The following is a 21,673-nucleotide window of genomic DNA, read 5'->3' on the forward strand; positions in this document are numbered from 1 at the left end:
AAAATGTGTTCCGAAAAGTACAGGCTGTGTGGTAGATTGAGTCATCAAAAAGCCTCTTTTGTGGTATGCAACTTGATTGGTCTCAAGTAGTTATACGCACGAAGGGGCTTTTTGTTTTATCTCTTCACGAATAATTTGGGTTAGTCCTCGGTCGGCTCCTTCTCAATGTGATCGATGATCAGCGTCTCGGTGGGCATGTTGCGCGGATCGAGCTTCAGGCCGAGCTTTTGCACCGCGCGGAACATGCCCGCGCCCGACGGGTCCGACGCGGCGACTCCGGCCAGACCGCTCCCGGGAGCGGCCTGGCCGGGGACGGCTCCGCCGCCGACCAGTCCTCCCAGTTCCGGCATCATCTTCTTCGCAAGCGCCATCAGTTCCTGCAGCGGGAGCTCCAAATCAATTTTGTAGGCACCGTTTAATTCGGTTTTGTCGACGACCTGGCGGTCGGTGAACTGCGACAGCAGTTCGGCAAATTCCGGCATCTTCATTTTCGACAATTCCATGCGCATCGATCCGTCCTGGCCCATGGTCATGCGCATTTTACCGGCTGCGCCGGCGTCGACAGTCATGCTGCCCTGTTCCGGTTTGATCTTTACTCCCCCTTCCGGCGTGGAAAACGACATCGCTTTGTCGGCGTCTTCCCCGCCCTCCGGCGGATTGCCGGCGGCGGTCCTGGGTTCCTCCTCTGCGACTTGCTCCAGCTTCGGCCCGTCTTTCTGCACGATCAGCGCATAGACCGGCTGTTCCCTGGTTTCAGCGTGAGAGGCGAGCTTGAATCGCTCCTGGAGAAGCGACTGCAGCATCTCCGGGATCTGTTCTTCGTTGCTCCCCTCCGGAAGCTTGGCCTGGATCTCGAACAGTTGCGAATCCATCCACTCCGGGCCGGTGATCTGGTGGGGCTTCATCTTGTACGCCATCCCGACCAGGGCCTTCAAAGAGACGAATTTGACGTCCATGCGGGCTCCGTCCATCCGCATCGCCCCGAGGTCGATCTTCCCGGTTCGGGCCTGCTCGATCAGGCTCGAAAGGGGAGGCGAGGGTTTCACCGATGCAACCTCGAACTCGAGTTTGGCCGGCGCCTGGGCAAACAGCCCCGCGGTCAGGCACACAAGAAGGCTGCACGCACACGCAATGCTGAAGATTTTCATATGACTGCTCCTGACTTCAGGGGATCAGCACCACAGGCGCCTGCCAGAAGGCTGCCTTCTGCCCCGTTGGATCGGTAATCGTGACCTGGCAATTGTATTGGCCGGGCAACAGGTTTTGCAAAGAAAGACTGAATTTCAGCGGCATGGTCCGGAGGCGGTTGTCCAGCGCCTCGGTCACCATGAGCGGCGGCGTTTCGAATGCCTTCACCTGCCCGCGGTAGAAGCTGACGAAGGCGACCAGCGGCCGCGCGCTTTCGACCCCCTGCTGATAGGCCTGCAGATACACGTACATGTCGCGGCCCTTGCTGAAAACTCGGGTGACACTGGGGATCAGCTTCTGGCCTTCCTGCACCAGCGGGTTTACGGATGCCGTCTTCCCCTTGTCTTTGGAAGCGTCATACAGGGCGTCGCGCAGATCCACCCTCTGGCTGCTCAGGACCACGGAACTGATCGGGATCCGTTTCTCTTCTTTGTTCAGGTTCGGGATCACAAAAGGCATTTCGTATGTCCCGATGCGGCCGGTCTCCGCATCCCGCGCGAGGAACTTCAGCCTGTACTTGCCCGGCAGCAGGGTGAACCCGGTGTCGTACTGGATCGGCCGCCCGGCGAGCTCCGCGGCTGTCGCGTCGCTCAGCCTGATGTCTACCTTGTCGCGGACGTTTGTCACCGTGATTCCGTATTCGTCTTTGATTTCCCCGATGAAATCGAGCCGCGTACGTTCGTGCCCGCCGCGCTTGGCCAGCACCAGCTCGCTGCCGGGGATTTTGACCACCAGCGGCACGTAATACTCGGCGCGGTTCAGCTGGAAGTAATCCAGTTCCATGGCGATCGTGAGGTCGGTGACCGGGTCTTCCAGCATCAGCGCCTCTTCCAGCTGGCGCTCCTTTTCCGCGTCGTTGAATTTCCCGAATTCCTTGCGGGCGTAATAGCCCTGCCGGTAATCCAGCTTCCCGGCCAGTTCGTTGTTCAGCGAGACCTTGATGCGCCGGAATTTGCCGTCGAGATTCTGGTTCGTGGTGTAGTAGCCGAGGATGTAATAGCTGGAGACCGCCTCCTGGGCCTGCCGGATGCCGCGCGTCAGGTCGTTGTAGTCGAGGAGCGCTTTTCCTCCGGTGTCGGCGGCGAGCGACCACATCGTGTCCTGCGAGCGCTGAAAACTCGTCATCATCCCCATGGCGATGGCGCCGGTATACATCCCCGCGCCGCCGGGAGAACTCCGGGTGGCATCGCCCAAGGGGGCCTGGGCCGTCAGCCCGCGCGCGTCGATCGGCCAGAAAGAGACCCCCGCACGGATTGCGGCGTTGATCGTCGCGCGCAGTTGCGCCTGGTGTAATCCTCCCCGAAATTCCTGACGATTTTCAGCGATAAATCAGTAGAGAAAATGGCTCCTCCGAAGTGAGCAGGGCGACCTGCAAAAGGAGGGGAGATGGACGAAGAGAGATGGGATAAGGAAGCCTGTGATCTCTCTGAAGGGACGGAGTCCGTCCCTTCAGAGAGATCAGTGGAGGATTGTGAGGGAGGAGGAAAACCGGAAGTAGAAGAGGGGAGCAACCAATGGGTGGGTGATGAGGAAGAGTGCGAACCTGACCGGGGAGGGATCAGGGAATCGGACGAGGTTTCGATGCCGAGGCTTCCGCTGCAGTCATGCCCTCCCAAGAGGCGGCGACTGACGAAAAAGGAGGACCACCCGCGGGTGGTCCTGACGGGGGCGCAGCGGCTGCTCCTGCTGGACACGTGGCGGCGGAGCCAGTTGCCGGCCGGCGATTTTGCGCCGCTTGTAGGGCTGACGAAGCATTCGTTGTATGCCTGGAAGCGACGTTTTGAGGATGAAGGACCGGCGGGGCTCGCGGACAAGCCGCGCGGCTCGCGGCGCGGGAGCCGGGTGCCGGAGGTGACGCGGCGCTCGATCCTGATGTTGAAAGAGGACAATCCCGACTGGGGCTGCCAGCGGATCACGGATGTATTGGCGCGCGGACCGGGATTGGGCGTAAGCGCGGGGTCGGTGGCGCGGGTTCTGCACGATGCCGGGTATGAACTGGAGGAACGGCAGCCGCGCATTCATCCAGACCGGATCCGGCGCTTTGAGCGGAGCAGGGCCAACGAGTTGTGGCAGACCGACCTGTTTACGTTCGTGCTCAAGCGGCAGAACCGGCGGGTGCACCTGGTGGGGTTCATGGACGATTACAGCCGCTTCATGGTGGGTTACGGGCTGCATGCGACAGCCTCGGCGGCGCTGGTGATCGAGGTGCTGCGGGCGGCGATCGCAAATTATCAGGCACCGGCGGAGCTGTTGACGGATAATGGGACTCAATACGTGACCTGGCGGGGAAAGAGCGCGTTTGCCCGGGAGTGCGAAGCGCGCGGGATACGGCAGATCGTGGCGACGCCTCGGCGACCGCAGACGCTGGGAAAGATCGAACGGTTCTGGGGGACACTGTGGCGCGAATGCGTGGGCACGGCGGTCTTTCTGGACCTCGAGGACGCGCGGCGGCGCATCGGGCACTTCATCGATCACTACAACTTTCAGCGGCCGCATCAGGGGATCGATGGCCTGGTCCCGGCGGACCGGTTCTTTCAAGCGGCGCCGGAAGTACTGAAGGTACTGAAAGAAAGGGTGGCAGCCAACGCGCTGGCGCTGGCCCGGAACGGGATTCCCAAGGATCCGTTCTACCTGACCGGACAGGTGGCGGGACGGAGCTTCAGCGTGCATGCGGAAGGCGAGCGGGTGATTTTGACGCGGGAGGAAGGAGAGCGTCGTGAAATCGAACTGGTGGGACCGCGGGAGAGAACGGCGGAGCCTGTGGGCATGCCGGACCCGATATGCCCGCAGGGAGTAATGCCGGGCGGTGACGGGAACGAGGAACCGCAGGCCCCGGGAGAGTCGGTGCTGGATGAGCTGACGGGAGGTCGCCATGAATGAAACTAGAAAAAAGAAAGGCGTGGGTCCGCGGTTGGACGGGGGAAGCGCCCTTGCCCGGCGATGGGCGGCGGCGATTCTCGAGGTGCTTGCGGGGGAATGGACCCCGGGGGATGGAGCTGCGGCGCTCGGAGTCACGTTGCCGCGTTATTACGCGCTGGAGACGCGGGCCATGAACGGGCTGGTGGCGGCCTGTGAACCGCGGACCGGAAGGCGCGGGGTTCGGGCCGAGAAGGAAGTGCTGGAACTGAAAAAGCAGGTCACGCGCCTCGAGCGGGAGTGCGCGCGCAAGCAGGCGCTGCTGCGCGCTTCGCAGCGCACGGCCGGCATCCAGGTTCCTGTGGCGAAAGCCAGAAAGAAAAGAAAACGGCGGCCCGTAGTCCGGGCGCTGAAGATGGCGGAGGCGCTGCGCAAAACGGAAGCGGCGGAGCCCCAGGAGAGTACGGCTGTAAACCAGTCATAGTCATGGAGGAGGGGCCATGAGAGGAAGACCTCCATCGGGAATCGATCTTGTCGGTGAAGTGGAAGGATCGGGACAGGCGCGTCGGCGGCTGAAGGTCATGCTGGAAACGCTTGCGGGGTCGAAGAAGATCTCCGAGGCCTGCGAAGAGCTGGGGATAGGAGAGGCTCAGTTTCACAAACTGCGGCACCGGATGATGGCGGGTGCGGTGGCGAGTCTGGAACCATCGCCCGCGGGGAGACCTGCGGCGGACAGAGGCGAGAGAGATGAGCGGCTTGCGGAGGTGCAGGAAGAGAACCGGCAGCTTCGGATCGAGCTCCGTGCGTCTCAGATCCGGGAGGAGATAGCGTTGTTGATGCCGCACCTGGTGAAGGTCCCGGAGGCGCCTAAAAAAAACAGGACAAGCAAGAGCCATCCGACGGCGGGAGCGGCGGCACGCAAGGTTGATCGGGAGGATCTGCGCGGTGAAAACCGAAGTGCGGATTCCGGCGAAGTTGGCCACCCATTCCGGTGATGTTGGCCACCCCCCGGAGCGAAGCGACGCTGGGTTGTTTTAATATTCACCTACATGGCCAACTTCCGTCAATCAAAACCCAGGCGGCACGGGCAACATCATTCCCTTTCTTCATAAAAGGCCTGCAACATAGTAGAACATCTACTATGTTGCAGGGCATCCCCGGTTCGGGATTTCTCAAGACAACTCCATGCCAGAAACGCCGGCATCTTCTTTTGGTTTCGAAGAGGACTGATTGCGTTGATGCTTCCACTCGTTTTCCATGCGCATGAGCCGGTAGCGCAGGTAGGCGCAATATTCCGAATCGGGCTTCATCGTCTGGACTTCTTCAAGAACCGGCGCGAAGTACTTCAGGCTGACGATCATGGTGCGTGTTTCGTTATTGCGCCAGGAAACGTATTTACGGACGCATCCGATCAGAATCGCCCACTCAATACATTCGAGGCCTATCCCACGATCAAACCAATCGCGCGCAAGAATCTCGTCTGCCGCGGAAGCCGTCGGTTTAACGCAGGCGCGATCCTGCAGCATCTTTCTGATTTTCGACATAAACTCGGCAAAATCGTTGGTCGCCGCCTCCTGTGTATGTCTTTGATAAGGCCAAAAGTCTTCCTCAACTTCAATCGCCCCGTTGCCCAGAGGGCTTTTGCCAAAACGGAACCGGCAGATACCGGCCGTTTGCATCTCACGAAGATAGAGCCGCACGGTGTGCTGTGCTCTATTGACGCTTTTTGCCAGTTGCGTGAGGCTACCTTCAAGCACTCCGGTGTCTCGTCGCGCGTTCAGGCAGAGGTAAATAAAGAGCCGGAAGGCTCCATCGCTGAGCAGATCCAGTGCCTTCTGCACTTCGGCTCCGGCCGCAAACCAACCTCGAGGATTCTTCAGGATAAGAGTCTCAGAGCTCATACACCCTCCTTCCCAGAAGCCTGCAGGGCCTTCTTGACCGGCCGCATGGTATCGCCGGAGAGCGTAAGTCTGTAACTGTTGGAAAGGATCCGCTCCATGACCGCATCCGCCAGCGTGGGGCTGCCAATCAGGTTATGCCAGTTCTCCACCGGAAACTGGCTGGTCAGCACGGTAGAGCGGGACCCACCCCGATCATCCATGACCTCCAGGAAGTGGCGTCGTTCCATTTCACTCAGCGGCGTAAGACCCCAGTCATCCAGGCCCAGAACATCGATTCGCGCCAACTTGGACAGAAGACGATCAAAGCTGCCATCAGCATAGCCGATGGCCAGCTGCCGGAAAAACTTGGGAGCCGAAGCATAATAGGCCGTGTACCCTTTGCGACAGGCCTGCTCCAGCAGCGCACAACACAGGTAGGTCTTGCCGAGACCGGAGGCGCCGCTAATGGTGATGTTGTGATGCTGCTTCACCCAATCGCACGAGGCCAGGCTGCGCATCAGCGACTTATCCAGCTGTCGCTGATGCCGGTAATTGATATCTTCCATGCATGCCGGCATCTTCAGCCGGGCCTTGCGGAGCCGCGAAGCCACGGCACGGTTTTCGCGCCAGAGCCACTGCGCGTCCACCAGCACGGCGAGGCGGTCTTCAAAGCTGAGTGAAGATGCTTCGGGATTCCGGATCTGCTCCTCAAGCGCTTGCGCCAGGCCGTGCAGTTTCAAACTGTAGAGCTTTTCGAATGTTTGTTCTCGCATCAGGCTTCAACCTCCTTCCCGTAGTAGGTCGCGCCGCGGACATTGGCGTGGGTCTCCTGATGGGCTGGGGGAATGTCGGGCTCTTCCAGCGGTTGGCGATCAAACCCGGTTGCGAGCATGGATTTTATGCTGCGGTAGGAACAAGCGTTCATGGCAACGGCACGGTGACAGGCAGCTTCGAGGCGCTCGTTCGTGTAGCGGCTGCCGAGGCGAAGCACTCCCAGGCAGGATCTATAACCGAGTTCGGGATGTCTCCGGGATTGAAGGATACGTTCGATCAGGACTGCGGTCGACGGTCCGACGGCCCGCCCCTTTTCCACAAAGCGCTCCATCGTCCACTCCAGGTCCTGATGCTTCGGAGGACGGTGTTCGGCCAAGGTGCTGTGCTTTCCGACAACATTGCTGCGAACATGTGTAGCGATGCGACGTCCTTTACGGACAATCTCAATGCTGGTCTCCAGGATGCGGGCTTCGAGCTCTTCGCGAACATATTGGTAAGGAACGCTGTAATAGTGACCATCGATATCGACGTGATAGTCCATGTTTACTCGGACGTTCTTATATCGGACAAAGCGGAACGGTTCCGGCGGCAGGGGCTTGAGCATCGGCTTTTCGAGCGTCTCAAACAGCTTGGCGCGCGTGGTGTCCAGTTTGCGAAACCTGCGGTTGTTCAGGCGGACGAGCAACTCGCGGATGGCCGCATTCAGCTCGCTGAGGGAAAAGAACGTGTGGTGACGCAGCGCCGCCAGGATCCATCGCTCCACAATCAGAACCCCCGCTTCCACTTTCGCCTTGTCCCGTGGTTTGCGAACCCGGGCCGGAATGACCACGGTGCCATAATGAGCCGCCCAGTCGGCATAGGTGGGATTAAGCTCGGGATCGTAGTAGCAGGCATCCTTGATGCCCGTTTTCCAGTTGTCGGGAACGGTGATGGTCGCTACACCCCCGTAAAACTCCGCGGTGCGGGTATGCGAACCGATCCAGGAGAACAGATCGCGCTTCCAGGTTGCCTCGGCGTACGTATAGTTGCTGGCGCCCAGCACAGAAACGAAGATGGAGGCGTTCCGAATCTGGCCGGTATCCTGATCGACAATAGGTACGGTCGGCCCGGCATGGTCCACGAACATCTTTTCGCCGGCGTGGTGCTCCTGGCGCAGGACAACATCGATCTTGCGGGCCCAGCGCCGGTAAAGCTCACAAAACTGGCTGTACTGATAACCGTCAGGATGCGCTTGTTTGTATTCGTCCCAAAGCAACTGCAGGGTCACATGCTTGTGGCGGCGGAGCTCCTCGTGCATCCAGGCAAAATCCGGAGTGACCGATTTTGGGGGGGCCACTTTAACGATCCCGGGCGGAAACAGGAGCTTTTCCAGTGCCTCGTCGTCCAGGTCGGGGACCAGGGGCCACGCGTTCAATCCGGCCTGGCTTGCCCTGTAAACGTAATTGGCGACACTACTTCGGGGAATGGAACAGCTGCGGGCGATCGCCCGGTCTTTTAAACCCAAACCGAACTTTAAACGTAAGACTTCTCGTATCTTGCGCATGGACAATCTCCGTGCTGGCATCGGATTCTTCCTCCTTTGGGAAGTACCCTACCAGCGGTTGTCCAGCGCCGCTTACGCTTTTCAAAGCATTCCGGGATGTTGGCCGTCTATTCCGGTGCGATGTTGGCCATCCATTCCGGAGTGACCTCCAAAATGGCCAACTTCCCACCGGAATGGGTGGCCAACTTCAGCGCGGAATCAGTGGCCAACTTGACTCCGGAATCGACGGCCAACATGGTCCGGAATACGCACCGAAGAGACTGAGGACCGGATAGTCCGTGGTTTTGCCGCCCAACAATCGCGGCGGATGCTGGAGAAGAGCGTGCGTTGGGAAACCGTCGCCTTCGTCCGTTGGATGCATCTGCAGCGGGTCGGCCGCCCTCAGGCAGCGCACTATGTAGGACTATCGGTCAGTACCGTGGGCAACTGGGAGGAGAACTGGAAAGCGGTCCACCTGGAAACCGAACCCCGAGGCCGGCCGGTGCACACGGCCGACCGGGAAACGCGCGAGACCGTCGACGCCATTTTCGACCTGATGGGTCCCGGAGTCGGGCTGGCGGTGTTGCAGGAGCTCTTCCCGGAAGTGGCGCGGCGGGAACTGGAGTATATGCAACACTTGTACCGCAACAGCCATTGGAAAAGGAGCCGGGCGCTGATCCATGCGCTGCGCTGGAAGCGCGTGGGCGCGGTCTGGGCGATGGATTATGCCGAACCCCCGGTTCCGGTGGATGGCATCTATCCCTGGATCCTGGTGGTGCGCGATCTCACCAGCGGCAAGCAGTTATTATCGCTGCCCGTTGAAAGGGCCGACGCTCCGACAACCATACTGGCCCTCAGGGCCCTGTTCCGGCAATACGGCGTTCCGCTGGTGATCAAATCGGACAACGGCAGCGCCTTTATCGCTGAGGAGATGGAGGATTTTTTGAAGCAACAAGAAGTAGATCATTTGCTATCGCCGCCGCGCATTCCGTCCTATAATGGAGCGTGCGAGGCCGGCATCGGCTCCCTGAAGACCCGGGCGCATCACGAATCCGCCCGGCACGACCGCCCGGGTGAATGGACATGCGATGACGTGGAGGCGGCGCGCCTCAGGTCCAATGAGACCAGCCGGCCCGGCGGCTTTCATGCACCTACACCAAATGAGCGCTGGAACCTTCGTCTTCTGATTTCAGCGGACGAAAGGCAGCAGTTCCGAGAACGAGTGGAAGCTTTTCGCGAGGAGGTTCGGGTTGAGCGTGGCTATGCGATCGGTGCCGATCTCGGCCGATCGATGCGCGCATCCATGAGCCGCCGCGCCATATCACGGGCCCTCGTGGCCCAGGGAATCCTGGAGTTCAGGTGGAGGCTAATTACTCTACCGATTTTGCATCAAAAATCGGCAACAATTTCGTAGAGGGCACACACCAGCGATCTGCGCCGTTGGGGCGCACTGAATTTTCTCGGGCTAAGAGGCTTGACATTGAAAGGAAACCGAGAAGCTCTTTAATAATTTAAAGGTAAACCCCCGCATAGCCGGGGGTTTACCTTTAAGCAATTATTGGACTTTTTAGACCTTGACATTCAAATTCGGCGGTATATACTCAATGGTATAGCTCACCGATTTGGAGGACAAAATGGATACTGCAAAATTATTTACTAACGGGCGAAGTCAGGCAGTGCGTTTGCCCAAGACTTATCGATTCGAAGGTAAGGAAGTATATATTAAAAAAGTTTCTCAAGGAATTTTAATAATACCTAAAGATAAATCAGTATGGGGTGTTTGGGAAGAAAATTTAAAAAAATATGACGAACCATTTATGACCGACAGGAATCAGCCTGATTCTCAACAGGATAGGGATGGTTTAAATGATCTATTTGATTGATACCAATATCTGTATTTATTTAATGAACCAAAAACCTTCCAAAGTAATTCAAAAATTTAAAAATACAGAAGTTGGACAAATCGGCATATCGACTATCACAGTATCCGAATTAAATTATGGTGTTGCAAAAAGCAATTTTAAAAAACAGAATGCTCAACGACTTGAAGAGTTTCTCACCCCATTTGAAATTTTGCCATATGATGAGGCTGCATCAAAATATTATGGAATGATTCGCACTGAGCTTGAATCACAGGGCAAAGTAATTGGCCCACTTGATATGCTTATTGCTGCTCATGCTCTAAGTAAGAATTTGGTATTAGTCACAAATAATGACAAAGAATTTCTAAGAATTAAATCATTAAAGGTTGAAAACTGGGCTGAATAGAAAGGAGGCGCTCCCGTTCCTTTTAATGTGGGGATTAACAGGACCCCCTACATATTGTGGTTCATCAATATCATGGCAAGGTGCTTTCAAGATTCGGATATTGATCGAAACCTCCGCAGTGGAAGTAGATCGCAAGGATAGGAAGGATCAGCTGCCGTATTCGTCAGGGCGCCGGTATTCCCTTCCCCCTCCCCTATTCCGATAAGTCTCCTTATGTCGACTCAGGCGGTATCATCTTGACTATGGGGGTATTGTAAAAAAATGGGATTGCTTCCCCTATTCACCTGCTGCCACTTTGCCCGGCACCGCATACATTTCTACCTTCTTTTCCGTCAGGACAGCAAGATATCGACCATCCGAGGATAATGCGCAACCTAGGATGCCTTCTTCTGCTTTTGTTTTTAAAAGGATTTTTTGAGTCACCAAGTCATAAACGACAATCCAATGTAATGGATTTTTATCGAGCAATAACCTAAGACCACTCAATTTCGAATATTCCATTGCAATCACAGAAGCCTGCCGAGCAGGCATGACTCTCATGATTCCTTCATGTTTCGACAAAATTACAGGCTCACTTCTCTTTCCTCCATTTATCGAAAACCAATAGCTACGAAATTCAGAAGTATTTGGTATCTGATAGGTAACCGCCATGCCTAGAGTAGTATATTGCACTTGAGAATATTGCCCCACCTTGATTCCGAAAGGTTCCCAGGGACCGCCAATACGTTTCTCCTTAAGAATGTAATTATCTGGTCCTTGTTTTTGAATTCCCAGAATATGGTCTCCCCAGATATCTTGAACATCCAGATCCGTGACATCTTCCTGCTCAACCGTCTTTGAAATGCGCGAGTCGATGACCTCTATTCTTGAGTTGTAGAGGGTATAACCTAGCTTCAATATAAAAAACGGCCCGGAACGAGGTGTAATTAATTCGTATGCCCAATATTGTCCTTTCGGTAGATCAAGGATCCTGTCACTAAGCATTTTTAGGTTGGAATCTAACACTTGCAGGTGGCCATTAATTATTCCCGCATATACACCTGATGAAAGAGGTTGGATTCGTGAACCATATCCAATTTGGGCTAAATATCCTGACTCACCTAAGACAGGCCACTCCGATTTCTTTATGAGCTTTCCGTCTGTCTTGTCTATAAACAGTGAAACAAAGTCAGAACCAGCTTTCTCAGGACTGCTCTTGGTTGCCAGTTCGATTTGCCTATTTTGCCGAAACCAACTGATTATGACTTCATCCGCGGCAGAAAATTGCAGACTTATACGCGAATATCGCGACTCCGATATATCCGAACGCCATATCCAATTTGGAGGGACATTAAGTGTACTTAAATCCAATGACCAAACCGGTTTATCTATAGCAAACAAAATGCCTTGATATCCCAATACAAAAAAGCCCAAGATGACAATATATCTACTCATTATCGTGGAAATCCCATAGGCGAAAATATTGTTTCTCCCAAACCTACATCGATTGCTCCATGAATAAGCCATAGTCCCATATCTTTCAATGAGCCATACCAGGGGTTCCCTCCTGATGCAGTATCCACGTGAAAATGATGAGATGGTTCACTATGCAAATGAAGGGAATTCCAACCGGGATACCGCTTATCTTTTGATACATTCACCATTTGCCGCAATCGGACGGGGGCATTTTCATTAAGTGTAAAGTTCCAGTTCCCTCCGGCAAGCCAAGGACTTCCTGTTTCGCCATAGCTTCCTTGATTTATCCATCCCAAAGCTTGATCAACAGAAGATCCCATCAAATTTGCAAGCTCTTGCGCGTTAAGATTAAGATGTTGCTCATAAGTTTTACTTGCGCGTTGTATATCATAGAACTGCTCATTCGTCAAAAACCTTCCATTCCATTCATTCAACATGGAAAGCGCCGAAAAGCTCGCATATGTCAGGGGTGTTTCCGCACCTACGATAAGCAGATTAAAGCTCTTTCCGTCATAAAAGCTAAGTGGCATATCAGCTGGAATTACTACTCCCGCACCAGCTGTCAGCCATGTATTGGTAGCATCACATGACATTGCTGCGCCATCTTGGTAACACCATTCAGAAAGCCCAAAGGGATCAACATATCTCAATGGATTATTAAGCACATATGAATATGCGTTCCAGCTCTGCGGATTGGCGACTCTGGCTCCGAAATTTGCCGGATCCGGGGATAGAAACCTGCCTTGTGCCCCAGAGTAATTTCTAAATAGAAAGTAATCCAGCCCGGTCTCATCCCGTTCTTTGCCGGTAAACTTCTGCGGGGCATTGCTATCGATCCAGGCATCAGGATTGGCCGGGAAATTCATATTCGCCCGGTTATAGTCCGAACTGCTCAGCATCCGGCCAAATGGTAGATAGTCGTAATTTTCCACCACCGTTCCGCTCGAATTCGTTATCGTCCGCACGCTTCCCAGCATATCCGCAAACAAATAGGATGTTCCAGCGCTTGCCGGCGCCTGACTGGAGTATTCCGCCGCCAATTTACCCAGCGCGTCATAGACATAATAGGTCGTCGTTGCCGCGCCGCCATAGGGCGTCCAGACCTTCTTTACCCGTTGGCCGTCGCCGTCGTAAGCAAACGCTCCGTTGCCGTTCCCCGTGCTCGTGACCGCTATGTTCCGGTTTTCGGCATCATAGGCCAGATCATAGGGAGTGTAAGTCGTCTGATTGCCAGCCGCATCAAACTGCGCTCCGGCGGTCGTGAGCCGATTTGTTGCGTTACTGAAATGACTCGGCAAGGTGGGTTCCCGTGAATCCGCATATGCCAGTCCCTGCGACGATGCTACCCAGCGGTTTCCGTAGCGGTCGTACCCGTATTCCCGACTCCAGCTGCCGCTCTCATTCGCCGTAAACAGCCGGTTCAGATTGTCATACGTGTAATTTTGCGTCCAGGTCCTTCCCGGGCGGTTGATCACCTGGCTGGCCACATTCCCATTATTCTCCGTGGCCCAAAAATTGTAACCGATTTCCACTACGTTTCCGCTTCCCAGGGTCGTTCCCAACCTGTAATGCGTCGTCGTCCCGGGCGCCTGGTAATCCATCGTCTCCCAGAGATTGTTGCCAAGTTTCATCTGGGCGACGCGGCCTCCGGCCGTAAAGGGATAGTTGATTCCCGCAGCCGTCATATCCGCATAATTCAATGCGCCAGAATAGACCTTGTTCGTCCTTCCCGCGTCATCCACATCATAATTCACTTCTCTTCCCGAAGGGTACTGCATCCCCCTAAGCGCGCCATTGAGATACCAGTCGTAGCTGAATATCAGGTCTCCCCCATATCCGCTGATACCATGGGCGCTGGCCGCAACATTGCCAAGAGAATTGTAAACGTAATAGGCCGATGCCACGCTCGAACTGGCGGACTTCAGGTTTCCGATGTCGGGAGCAGTCGATGTAGCGGAAGTGTGGTATTCATAGGTTACATCCGGCGTGCTGTCACTATAGTCCTTTGTCAGGAGTCGCTGCAGGGCATCGTAGGAATACGCGGCACTTATATTGCGCGCATCGGTCCTCGTCAGCAGATCTCCGCTTTCCATATAGGAGTAATTCGTATTCCCGCTCTCGGGGTTGCTCGCCTGCAGCAATCGGCCCAGTGTACTATAGGAATAATACCGATTTTGGACCCCCTGCGTCACCTGCAGGAGGTTATCCGTAACATCATAGGCGTAGGTGGTGCCATAATTGAGCGCGCCGGGATCCTCCACGACCTCGACCATCCGTCCCATGCCGTCAACCCTTTGCTTTCTTGCCTTTAGCGCAGGATCGGTCACCGTCGTCCATTCGGCGTCGTACTCCATGCGGGTAATTCCTGTGCGATTTGTGGTCTGTTCGCAGCTTGTGGGTTGTGCGGCACCCTTGAACGCAGCCGTTGCTATTATGCGCCCCAGCAGATCATATTGCGTGCAGGTCCACTCGAATCCCGGATCGCTCCTGTCCACGTTCCTGTATGGTGACGTGCTGAATACCCGGCGCCCGCCCGATGGATAGGAATATATCGCTGCGGTCTTTATTCCATCGCTGCTCCCCGTTATCGGGGATCCGTCCGATGTTTGGTTTAAGTAGGCTCTGCCCAATTGATCATAATGTGTAACCGATTCCAGTTTCCCGTCTGCAGGATAGGAAGGATCAGCTGCCGTATTCGTCAGGGCGCCGGTATTCCCTTCCCCCTCCCCTATTCCGATAAGTCTCCTTATGTCGACTCAGGCGGTATCATCTTGACTATGGGGGTATTGTAACCGAAGATCGGAGCGATCAATATTGGATTTTTGACACGGCGGTATTTATTGCAGGGGCGGATTGGCTGCCGGGGCGGGTCAAAAAAACAGCGATTCCGGGTCGGGCACGGCCGGGGCCACGGGTGGCGGGCGGATCGGGAGGCCCAGGCAGGCAAGGATTTTCGTGATGGCCTCCGGTGAGTCGATGGCGGCCATGATCCGCATTCTACCCCCGCAGCGGGGGCAGCAGAAGACGTCCAGTTCGAAGACCCGTGCCATCAGTTGAGCCCAGGAATAATTTCTCTTTTTTCCCTGCCCCCTGTTTTCGGCTTCCGGACTTGCCTGGCTCTCCGCGGAAGCCCTGAGGCTGCCCTGAGAGCCGTCCGGGGATTCATCCGATTCCGGTTTCGACCGCGGGACAATCCTCGGGCGGAAGGCGGACCGGGGAGCCAGCACCCCGTAATAACTGATGATGTTGTAGCGCGGCGGCGGCACCAGGGCCGCCAGGCGTTGCATCAGTTCCAGCGGATGATAGACGACGTGGCTCGTCCCGTCGCTCCAGCGCCTCTTGAGGCGGTAGAGCAGCCGGCCGTCCTCCAGGCGCGACAGCCTCCCGGTGGCGATCGGGGGACGCGCGGCGTAGCGTGCCAGTTGCTCCAAACGTTTGCGGTCATGGGCGGGAGCAGCGACGCCGGCATGAACACTGAACCCGCCGGAGGCCGCGCAACCGGCTTTGACGGGCTCGACCCCTTCACCCGGCTGCGCTCCCAGCATGATGACGCCTCTTCCGGCACGCGGTCCCGTGGCCACCCGCCCCGAAACCGAGGCGCTGTACAGTTCGGCCAGCAGAGGCTGCTCGTCCCACAGCTGGTCCACACCGTACGCATCGGCTTCTGAATCCAGTCCCCGGGCCTTCAGAAGTCTCCCGACCCGCTGCCGGACGCGCCGCGCCACGCGCGCCACTTCCCTGTCATCGGGCGCCAAAACGCGACGGAAGACGGGAACCTCTTCGCCGTTTTCCAGGTAGATGCCGTCCAGGGCAAGCATGTGGAAATGGGGGTCGAGATTGAGCGCATCGCTGAAGCGCTAGATGAAGAGGACGGCGCCCGAGCGGGCGCGGCGGTTCCGAGACCGCATCCCCGCCCGGCGGCGGATGGAGGCGAATACAGTCCGCTGGAAGATCCTGGCGACGGCAGTCACCAGCGAAGCGTCATAGGCGAGGCGGTAACGCAAGGGATAGGGAACGGACAGCACCCGTCGCCGGACCGGTTCCTCGGGAAAAACCCGGTCCGCGAGGTGCGCGGCCGTATCCGCCATGCGCCGGCCGCAGCAGGAGGGGCAGAAGCCGCGGCATTTGCAGGAATAGGGCACGATCCGGTCGATCCCGCAACCGTCGCAGTGCATGCGCAGAAATCCCCCGGCCGCCGCACCGCACTCGAGGAACTTGCGCAGTTCGCGCTCGACGAAGCGGGGTACCGGCCGGCTGCGCTCGCGCTGCCGGGCCAGGAAGGTTGCCAGGTGCCCGGCGACCGTTTCATGGAGCACGGTTTTCTCCGGCCGGCGCGGGAGATAGGCCTCGGCCGACTCGCGCACGGCACAGCAACGCCAGGCTTCGAGCACAGCGGCCGGACAACCCATAGGCCTGCCCTCCCGGCGGTGACCCTGCCGGACCTTCCGGCTATGTATCTAATGAGGCCAGGGGTGGTTTGAGCGAAGGATTCTGAATTCAGGGGCCCGGAGGAATTCTCCGGTGAGGGTTCTGCTTGAGATGGCTGGGGGTTCTGGTGAGCCGTGAAGGAATCGAACCTTCAACCTGCTGATTGGTCCGCTCCTCCCCTTCCGCTGTTGGTTCCACCCCGAGATTCGCCTGCGGGGATTATAAAACGGCGCCATCCACACCGTCAGCACAGGTATGATGGGGATAGAGGCTTCGTCCGGCTACGGTGCATGCCTTGAGCGAACTATGGAACCTGTTCAAGATCGACCTGGAGTCCGGCGAAATCTGTTGATGCGCGAGCGCTGATTTCCGAAAACGGCAGCAGATGCTTCCTGTAATATCCCTATGCTTCCTAGCGTTTGTACCGCGTCCCTCAACGTCCCGGATGCGATTCCTATTTCTTCATGGCGTTGTAGACATCATCCTGCGACTCTAGCAGGGATTGAACCGCAGGGGAGATCCGGAAGTCGGCAGATCCCGATGAGCCCTCGCGATCCTTGACCGATTGCAGGAGTACTGTTTTCTCACGGTCCGACGGCGTGGTTTCGGCATATTCGTCAGGAACATCAAAAAAGGAGCCGTCCGGATCCCCTGGAAGGACGCGGGTCGTTTTCTTTACGAACAGCCCGGTGAGGGTTCCTTCGGAATCGTATCTTCGCCCCTCCGCTTGAATGCACCAGCAGCCGAGGCCGGGAGCATACCACTCGGTGGCCTCCACCCTGCCGTCACCCAGCGGCGTTATGCGCTGGTATCGGAAGGTGTCGTACCCTTCGACCCTCCCGGTCCCCAGGAAGGAAACCGTGGCATCGGGGCGGCAGTCCGACAGCTTCGATCGTGAAGGAATGGCGATCCCAAGGTTGGAAAAATCGACCGTAGTCTTGAGCTTGTGAAAATCCGACAGCGTAACGTCGCGCATCCCTCGGATGTCTCGTATGTTGCGTTGCCCATGTCGCTCGTCGAGCCACCCCGTGGATATCGCTCCGTCGCTTCTGAGGGCCCAGTAAAGATTTTGCTTTTGCGCCGTGTGTCCCGTGGTCGGATCTGTGGATGTTTCATTGTAGAGAGCCGTAAAGGGCAAACTGGGTTCCTGCCCCCTTACCGTGGAGTTGAGCGCAAAAACAACCAGGACACATAAAGCCAGCGCAAATCCCGTATACAGTCCGATCCGTTTTCTGAGCTGATTCATGGTTTCCTCCCCTTTGCTGGAAACAACACTGCGACCAGAAGATGAGGCAATGCTACAGTCCGCACAGCCACCATGGACAGGGGCACCATATGTAGCCCATATTGCCAGGTCCACAACCGCTGAGGGTGTTGACTTCCGAACACAGCAAGCTGGCACTCCAGCACGGAGCTACCCAGCACACATAATACGGCGGCCCGATCTCTTCGCAGCCATGCGGATCGCAGTCGCATGAAGCAAACCACATGACTTGCCCGCTGTTGCATGCCCCATGCGGATTCATTGGGCAACTTTGCGACATCAATGGACTGCCCGGCAGCAAGACCGCTGCTAGAAGCATAAAGCTGACAATCAAACCTCTTTTTTGTTCAAACATGGTTTTTTCCTCAGCCAGATGGAGAAGAAACACAACTGAGTGAATGCATTTTAATTCCGTGCCGCGCAAGAATCAACTATTAAACAAATGGATTCGCAGCTGCCCGTTTCCGGAAAGCCTCATCGGGGTGCCGGGTCACGATGTGTTCGGTGAGCGGAGGGGGCGGACTTAGACCGGATCCGCATATGCAGCCCGGGCTCAGTAGCGGACTACATATGCAGGTCGGCGGTTAATCCATTGTCGGGCGGGGGCGATTCCCGGTAGAATGATCTTTCGGGCCCTTGGGCCCCGGGAGGAATCGCATGTATGTGTTGAGCCCCGTCACCGACCGCGTCGCCGCCATCCGGGAGAAGTACCGCACGGCGAAACCGAGCATCTGCACCGCCCGCTACCGGATCGTCACCGATTTCTACCGCGAGCACCCGCAGCTGCAGGGGATCCTTAAACGGGCCAGGAATTTCCGCAACATCTGCGAGAAGCTCCCGGTGCTCGTCAACCCCGGCGAGGTGATCGTCGGCTGGCAGGCCACGCGCTACCGCGCCTGCGCCCTCTACCCGGAGATCTCCTTCGGCTGGTTTCTCGACGAACTCGGCGCCGGCACCATCCCGAAGCGCGACACCGACCCCTACGACATCTCCGAGGAGGACACCCGCTACCTGCTCGAGACCGGCGACTACTGGCGCAAGGAGTGCCTGAGCGCCAAGGTGGACGAGTACATCCCCCCCGGCTACTTCGCCGCGGCCGGCAGCGGCGTGACCTATTTCGGGACGACGGGCACCTGCTCCTCCCCCACCGGCCATTTCGTCGCCAACTTCGAGACCGCCCTGCGCCGCGGCTTCGGCTCCATCCGGGCCGAAGCGGAGGAAAAAATGCGCGAGCTCGAGGGGCGGATGTACGGCACCGGGGCCGAGCGCTACAACTTCTACCGCGCCGTCACGATCGTATCGGACGGGATGATCACCCTCGCGCGCCGCTACGCGGCGGAGTGCGCGCGCCAGGCGGCGGCCGAAACCGACCCGGAGCGGAAGGCCGAGCTTCTGGAGATGGCCGACAGCTTGGGCTGGATCATGGCCAACCCCTGCCGGTCTTTTCACGACGCGATCCAGTGCATGTTCCTCTACCAGGTCGGACTCTGCCTCGACGCCCAGCAGCACGGCATCAGTTTCGGGCGGGTGGACCAGTACCTCGGGCCTTTTTACCAGGCCGACCTCGCCGAGGGCCGGATCACGGCCGCAAAAGCTCAAGAATTACTTGATCTTTTTTATCTTAAAGTCGCGGAAATGAACAAAATCTGGCCATACTTCGCGACCCTCTCGGGCCCCGGCTACACCAGCGGGCAGCTGATGACGCTCGGAGGGGTCACCCCGGACGGCCGGGACGCGACCAACCCCGTGACCTACATGATGCTGCAGTCCTCGGGCCGGCTCCTGCTTCACGACCCGCCGCAGTCGCTCCGGATCCACAAGGGGACGCCGCCGGAACTCTGGGACGCCGCCATCGAGACGACGCGCATCGCCGGGGGGGTGCCGACGTTCGAGAACGACGACGTCATCATTCCCGCCCTCATGGCGCGCGGGCTCCCCATCGAGAGCGCGCGCAACTACTGCCTGATCGGCTGCGTGGAGCCGCAGGGGTGCGGGGACGAGTGGGCGTGCCCGGGCGGCAACGGGACCGAGTCGTTCTTCAACCTGCTGAACGCCTTCCTGCTCGCCATCAACGACGGGCACAACCCGATGCCGGGCCCCGACGGCCGGCGCGGGGGCCGGGTGGGGCTGCCGACCGGGTACCTGTACGAGATGGAGACGTTCGACGAGGTCCTCGACGCGGTCAAACGGCAGATCGAGTACTTCGTCGGCTGGCACGTCAGTTTGGTCAACACCTGGGAGATGGTCGCCTCGGAGCAGATGCAGCTCCCGCTCCTTTCGGCCACCGTCGACGGCTGCATGGAATCGGGCCGGGACGTCATGAAGGGGGGCGCGCGGCACAACTCCACCGGCAACGCCGCCATCGCCATCGGCAACATCGCCGACAGCCTGGCCGTGGTCAAGCGCCTCGTCTACGACGAGCGGAGCGTCACCGCCCGGGAGCTGTACGACGCCGTCATGGCCGACTGGGAAGGGCACGAGGAGCTGCACCAGCGGATCCTGGGCGAGGGGCCCCATTACGGCAACGACGACCCCGACGCGGACCGCTTCGCCCGCTGGGCCACGGATGTCTACGGCGACGCGGTCAACGCCGCCACCGGCCCGCGCGGCCGCTGGGCCGCCGGCCTCTTCCCCGTCACCGCCCACGTCCTGTTCGGCATGTCGACGGCCGCCTCCCCCGACGGGCGCAAGGCGGGGACCCCGCTTTCGGACGGCATCTCGCCCGTGCAGCAGATGGACCGCTCGGGACCCACGGCCACCCTCCGGTCCGTGTCGGTCATCGACCAGAAGAAGTTCTCGAACGGGACGCTGCTCAACATGCGCTTTCACCCCACGGCGCTGGCGAGCGAAAGCGGCAAGGGGAAGCTCATCGCCCTGATCCGGACCTATTTCGCCCTGGGGGGGATGGAGATGCAGTTCAACATCGTCGGCGCCGACACCCTGCGCCGCGCGCAGGAGGTTCCCGAGGACTACCGCGACCTGGTGGTGCGGATCGCGGGCTTTTCCGCCTATTTCGTCGAGCTCTACCGGGCCAGCCAGGACGACATCATCCGGCGCACCGAGCTCAACCTATAGCCCATGGAAACGGAGCTCACGGGGAAGGTCTACGACATCCAGGGCTTTTCGATCCAGGACGGCCCGGGGATCCGCACCACCGTCTTTTTCAAGGGGTGCCCCCTCACCTGCCCCTGGTGCCACAGCCCCGAATCGCAATCGTTCGCCCCGCAGCTCAGCTGGCTGGCCGTGCGCTGCATCGGTATCGAAAAGTGCGGCCGCTGCCTCGCGGCCTGCCCCCGCGGGGCCCTCTCCCCCGGCGACACAACCCGGAACGCGGCGAGCGGGGAGGAGATCCGGCTGGTCCGGATCGACCGTTCCTCGTGCGACGCCTGCGGCGCATGCACCCGCGAGTGCTACCCGAAGGCGCTCGAGATCTGCGGGACGGACTACACCCTGGAAGAGCTCCTTGCGCGCGTCCTCAGGGACCGGCCGTTCTACGAGAATTCGGGCGGCGGCGTCACGGTTTCGGGGGGGGAGCCCCTCTGCCAGCCCGAATTCGTGCTCCGCTTCCTCGAGAAGCTGAAGGAGCAGGGGATCCACACCGCCCTCGACACGACCGGGCACGTGCCCGCGGGCGTCGTGGAGCGAGCGCTCGCCCACACCGACCTGTTTCTGTACGACCTCAAGCAGATGGACGCGCAGATCCACCGGGCGGCGACCGGGGTATCGAATACCCTGATCCTCCGCAACGCCCGGCTGATCGCCGCGCGGGGGGGGAAGATGCAGGTCCGTATCCCCGTCATCCCCGACTTCAACGACTCGGACGCCGCCATCCGGGAGATCGGCGTTTTCTGCCTCTCGCTCGGCGCGGCGGTCGAGGTGGTGCAGCTCCTCCCCTACCACAACCTCGGCGTCGTCAAGTACCAGCGGATCGAAAACCGGGGGAAGGTGCTCGAAGCCGTTCCCCCCTCCGAGGCCCGGATGCGTGCCCTCGTCGCCCTGCTGGAAGACCTGGGCCTCCCCACCACCCTCCACTGAAAC

Annotated in this window: 18 protein-coding genes; 8 read left to right on the forward strand and 10 right to left on the reverse strand. The window is 58.3% G+C overall.

All coding sequences use genetic code 11. The annotated features are described in order from the left end of the window. Nucleotides 1–140: 140 nt before the first annotated feature. Together GXY47_00780 and GXY47_00785 are read right to left on the reverse strand one after the other, a co-directional pair. Entirely contained in the window at nt 141–1,148 is a 1,008-nt protein-coding gene (locus GXY47_00780; GenBank protein ID NLV29661.1) for a TIGR03435 family protein, read from the reverse strand. Between the two features lie 16 nt (nt 1,149–1,164). Further along, complete coding sequence (locus GXY47_00785; GenBank protein NLV29662.1) at nt 1,165–2,514, reverse strand: VWA domain-containing protein; 1,350 nt, start codon at nt 2,512–2,514, stop codon at nt 1,165–1,167. Between the two features lie 327 nt (nt 2,515–2,841). On the opposite strand from GXY47_00785, the gene GXY47_00790 reads away from it, so the two are divergent. From GXY47_00790 to GXY47_00800, 3 genes are read left to right on the forward strand one after another with little or no spacing between them, the layout of a single operon-like run. Further along, nucleotides 2,842–4,068 (forward strand): transposase, encoded by a 1,227-nt coding sequence (locus tag GXY47_00790; GenBank protein ID NLV29663.1) that lies wholly within the window; start codon nt 2,842–2,844, stop codon nt 4,066–4,068. Next, nucleotides 4,061–4,528 carry a hypothetical protein gene (locus tag GXY47_00795; protein NLV29664.1) on the forward strand — a complete coding sequence of 156 codons (468 nt, stop codon included), beginning with the start codon at nt 4,061–4,063 and terminating at the stop codon, nt 4,526–4,528. Before GXY47_00790 ends, GXY47_00795 begins: the two co-directional genes overlap by 8 nt. A 16-nt stretch (nt 4,529–4,544) precedes the next feature. Then, nucleotides 4,545–5,039: a hypothetical protein gene (locus tag GXY47_00800; GenBank protein NLV29665.1), complete on the forward strand. Its 495-nt coding sequence runs from the start codon at nt 4,545–4,547 to the stop codon at nt 5,037–5,039. A 177-nt stretch (nt 5,040–5,216) separates the two neighbouring features. Here GXY47_00800 and GXY47_00805 read toward each other — a convergent pair whose 3' ends face one another. The 3 genes from GXY47_00805 to GXY47_00815 are packed head-to-tail and all read right to left on the reverse strand — an operon-like array spanning nt 5,217 to nt 8,241. Next, entirely contained in the window at nt 5,217–5,945 is a 729-nt protein-coding gene (locus GXY47_00805; protein ID NLV29666.1) for a hypothetical protein, read from the reverse strand. Further along, on the reverse strand, nt 5,942–6,700 hold the full coding sequence (locus GXY47_00810) for an ATP-binding protein (GenBank protein ID NLV29667.1): 759 nt from the start codon (nt 6,698–6,700) through the stop codon (nt 5,942–5,944). Before GXY47_00810 ends, GXY47_00805 begins: the two co-directional genes overlap by 4 nt. Further along, a complete protein-coding gene (locus GXY47_00815; protein ID NLV29668.1) occupies nt 6,697–8,241 on the reverse strand; it encodes an IS21 family transposase in 1,545 nt (514 codons plus the stop codon). The genes GXY47_00810 and GXY47_00815 overlap by 4 nt, the downstream gene beginning before the upstream one ends. Nucleotides 8,242–8,548: 307 nt before the next feature. Here GXY47_00815 and GXY47_00820 point away from each other — a divergent pair, with 307 nt between their 5' ends. The 3 genes from GXY47_00820 (at nt 8,549) to GXY47_00830 (ending at nt 10,488) form a co-directional block, all read left to right on the forward strand. After that, complete coding sequence (locus tag GXY47_00820) at nt 8,549–9,634, forward strand: transposase family protein (protein ID NLV29669.1); 1,086 nt, start codon at nt 8,549–8,551, stop codon at nt 9,632–9,634. A 220-nt stretch (nt 9,635–9,854) separates the two neighbouring features. Beyond that, a complete protein-coding gene (locus GXY47_00825; GenBank protein NLV29670.1) occupies nt 9,855–10,103 on the forward strand; it encodes an AbrB/MazE/SpoVT family DNA-binding domain-containing protein in 249 nt (82 codons plus the stop codon). After that, nucleotides 10,087–10,488 carry a type II toxin-antitoxin system VapC family toxin gene (locus GXY47_00830; protein NLV29671.1) on the forward strand — a complete coding sequence of 134 codons (402 nt, stop codon included), beginning with the start codon at nt 10,087–10,089 and terminating at the stop codon, nt 10,486–10,488. Before GXY47_00825 ends, GXY47_00830 begins: the two co-directional genes overlap by 17 nt. Nucleotides 10,489–10,764: 276 nt before the next feature. Here GXY47_00830 and GXY47_00835 read toward each other — a convergent pair whose 3' ends face one another. The 5 genes from GXY47_00835 to GXY47_00855 form a co-directional block, all read right to left on the reverse strand. Next, nucleotides 10,765–11,922 carry a hypothetical protein gene (locus GXY47_00835; protein NLV29672.1) on the reverse strand — a complete coding sequence of 386 codons (1,158 nt, stop codon included), beginning with the start codon at nt 11,920–11,922 and terminating at the stop codon, nt 10,765–10,767. Continuing rightward, nucleotides 11,922–14,297 carry an RHS repeat protein gene (locus tag GXY47_00840; GenBank protein NLV29673.1) on the reverse strand — a complete coding sequence of 792 codons (2,376 nt, stop codon included), beginning with the start codon at nt 14,295–14,297 and terminating at the stop codon, nt 11,922–11,924. Before GXY47_00840 ends, GXY47_00835 begins: the two co-directional genes overlap by 1 nt. Before the next feature lie 516 nt (nt 14,298–14,813). After that, entirely contained in the window at nt 14,814–15,761 is a 948-nt protein-coding gene (locus tag GXY47_00845; GenBank protein ID NLV29674.1) for a hypothetical protein, read from the reverse strand. 39 nt (nt 15,762–15,800) lie between these two features. After that, complete coding sequence (locus tag GXY47_00850) at nt 15,801–16,352, reverse strand: hypothetical protein (GenBank protein NLV29675.1); 552 nt, start codon at nt 16,350–16,352, stop codon at nt 15,801–15,803. 473 nt (nt 16,353–16,825) lie between these two features. Beyond that, nucleotides 16,826–17,617: a hypothetical protein gene (locus tag GXY47_00855; GenBank protein ID NLV29676.1), complete on the reverse strand. Its 792-nt coding sequence runs from the start codon at nt 17,615–17,617 to the stop codon at nt 16,826–16,828. A 675-nt stretch (nt 17,618–18,292) separates the two neighbouring features. Between GXY47_00855 and GXY47_00860 the strand changes: the two genes are divergently transcribed. Then, the gene (locus GXY47_00860) at nt 18,293–20,710 is read left to right on the forward strand and encodes a hypothetical protein (protein NLV29677.1); all 2,418 of its coding nucleotides are present in this window, start codon (nt 18,293–18,295) and stop codon (nt 20,708–20,710) included. A gap of 3 nt (nt 20,711–20,713) precedes the next feature. Next, the gene (locus tag GXY47_00865) at nt 20,714–21,670 is read left to right on the forward strand and encodes a glycyl-radical enzyme activating protein (GenBank protein ID NLV29678.1); all 957 of its coding nucleotides are present in this window, start codon (nt 20,714–20,716) and stop codon (nt 21,668–21,670) included. Nucleotides 21,671–21,673: the final 3 nt, after the last annotated feature.

The organism is Acidobacteriota bacterium (assembly GCA_012729555.1).
GTDB lineage: Bacteria > Acidobacteriota > UBA6911 > UBA6911 > UBA6911 > UBA6911.